At 66.9% G+C, this 2,331-nt stretch carries 4 protein-coding genes; all 4 read left to right on the forward strand.

What is annotated here, in order from left to right:
• Window positions 1-426, forward strand: a 426-nt coding sequence (locus AC1VAN_RS18890; RefSeq protein WP_480986446.1) for a MotA/TolQ/ExbB proton channel family protein, incomplete at its 5' end; no start/stop codon positions are given.
• Window positions 427-437: 11 nt separating this feature from the next.
• Window positions 438-851, forward strand: coding sequence for an ExbD/TolR family protein (locus AC1VAN_RS18895; protein WP_032976882.1), 414 nt, complete (start codon window positions 438-440; stop codon window positions 849-851).
• Window positions 852-855: 4 nt separating this feature from the next.
• The gene (locus AC1VAN_RS18900; RefSeq protein WP_235189973.1) at window positions 856-1,548 is read left to right on the forward strand and encodes a TonB family protein; all 693 of its coding nucleotides are present in this window, start codon (window positions 856-858) and stop codon (window positions 1,546-1,548) included.
• 52 nt (window positions 1,549-1,600) lie between these two features.
• On the forward strand, window positions 1,601-2,331 hold a 731-nt coding region (locus AC1VAN_RS18905; protein ID WP_480986447.1), incomplete at its 3' end, for a putative porin.

The following is a 2,331-nucleotide window of genomic DNA, read 5'->3' on the forward strand; positions in this document are numbered from 1 at the left end:
TCGCACCATCATGGCCTGACCGCCGCGGCGATCACCTCGATCCGTGCGTCGATGGATGCAGAAGTGACCCGTGAAAGCGAGCGCATGTCCAAGCGCATGAACTGGCTGTCCACAACCATCGAAGGCGCACCGTACGTGGGTCTGTTCGGCACCGTGATCGGCATCATGCTGGTGTTCGTGGTGGCCGCGATGGCCGGCGCGGTGGACATCAACTCGGTGGCACCGGGCATGGCCGCCGCACTGCTGTGCACCGCCGCGGGCCTTGGCGTCGCCATCCCTGCATTGTTCGGCTACAACTGGTTGGCATCGCGCGCCGAAGCGATCGCCGCCGACATGTCGGTGTTCGTCGATGAATTCACCGCGCGCCTCGCCGAAGAGTTCGACCGCAGCGAACCGGCCGCCGTCGCGCGTCCGGCGCTGGCCTGAGGGGCATCGCCATGGCCAGGGCAAAGCGGTTCGGCATCAAGAAGCGCGAAAAAGGCATCAATGTCACGCCTTTCGTCGACGTGCTGCTGGTGGTGCTGGTGATCTTCATCCTCACCAGCAACGCCTCCATTCCAGGCATCCAGGTGAACCTGCCCAAGGCCAGCTCCAGCATGGCCCTGGAAAAGCCCAAGACCAAGGCCATCACCGTGGACAACAACGGCCAGGTGTTCCTGGATGCCTATCCGGTGAACCTGGCCGAACTGGAAGACCGGCTGCGCACCGAGAAGGCGCTGACCCCGGATTTTCCGGTGATCGTGCGCGGCGACGCGCAGGTGCAGTACGCCCGTGTGGTCGAGGTGCTGGATCTGTTGCGTCGCATCGATCTGAACCAGGTGGGCCTGGTCACCGGGAAAGTGCAGGGGTGAACACGTGACCTCACTCCACTCCCACGCCAACCACGCGGTTCCCGCATGGCGGCGCTGGTGGCCCTGGCTGGTGGTGCCCGCCGCTGTCGCGCTGTTGGCGCTGCTGGTGTGGCTGCTGCTGTTCAGGAACACAGCCAGTACGCGGCGGCCGGTGGCCGAGGTGCCGATGGTGATGTTGCCGCCCCCGCCGCCCCCSCCCCCACCGGAACCTGAGCGCGAGCCGGAAGCCAAGCCGGAAGAGGTGATGCCCGAGCCGGAGCCGCTGGACGAAGTGCCCAAGCCGACCGAAGAGGCGCCCACCCCGGACACCGCCGACCCGGTGACCATGGATGCCGATGCGCAGGCCGGCGGCGACAGCTTCGGCATCCAGTCCGGCAGCGGCGGTGGCCGCAGTGGCACCGGCAGTGGTGGCGCCGGCAATGCCAGCTACGGCCGTTACCTGGGCTAYGTGCTGCAGCAGGCCGTGGCGCGCGATGAGCAGGTGCGACGGTTGGCGTTCCAGCTGACGGTCAACATCTGGCTGGACGCCGACGGCGCGGTGAGCCGTGTCGAACTGCTGCGTGGCAGCGGCAATGCCGATGCCGACGACCGCGTACTGCAGGCGATCCGCGCAGTTGGCCGCATCGACGAGCGTCCCCCGGCATCGCTGGATTTCCCCGCGCGCGTGCTGGTACAGGGCCGACGCCCCGGCGGGTGAATGCTGCCATGACGCTCTTTCCATCGAATTCCCTTTTTCTGCGAGCAAGCCGATGACCCGTTCCAACTCCTTCCCCGTGCTGCGGCACCTGCGTCGCTCTGCCGTGGCCACCGGCATCGTGCTGGCACTGGCCAGCGGCGGTGTCCACGCCCAGCAGGGCGGTGGCGAAAGCACCATGATCAAGCTGATCCGTGGCCTGATGGACAGTGGCGCACTGACCCCGGAAGCCGGCCAGGCATTGCTGCTGGAAGCACAGCGCGATGCGGCCGCATCTACCACGGCCAGCACCGCCGCCGGTACGGCCCAGGCCGGCGATGTGCGCGTGCCGTACATCCCGCAGACCGTGCGCGATGAGATCCGCGATGAGCTCAAGGCCAGCGTGATGACCGAAGCGAAGGCCAATGGCTGGGCAGCACCTGACCAGGTGCCGGAGTGGACCCAGCGCCTGCGCGTGCAGGGCGATGTGCGTGTGCGCAACGAGAGTCGCCTGTATTCCGAACGCAACAGCGACATCGAAGTGGATTGGGCACGCATCAATGCTGGCAATGGCTACGACGTCAACGGCAATACCCATCTGGGCCTGCCGCCGCTGCGCAACAACCGCCAGGACCGCAACAACTCCTGGCGTATCCGCGCCCGGCTGGGCGTGGTGGCCGATCTGGGCGAACACACCCGCGCCGGCGTGCGTTTGGCCACCGGCAACGACAATGGTCCGGTGTCCTCCACCCAGACGCTGGGCGGTGGCTTGGCCAAGAAGGATGTCTGGCTGGACCAGGCCTGGTT

This window comes from Stenotrophomonas sp. 05L44_2, assembly GCF_056665995.1.

Coding starts and splice junctions, on each gene's coding strand:
- AC1VAN_RS18895 (WP_032976882.1), top strand. CDS start 438: ATGGCCAGGGCAAAGCGGTTCGGCATCAAGAAGCGCGAAAAAGGCATC.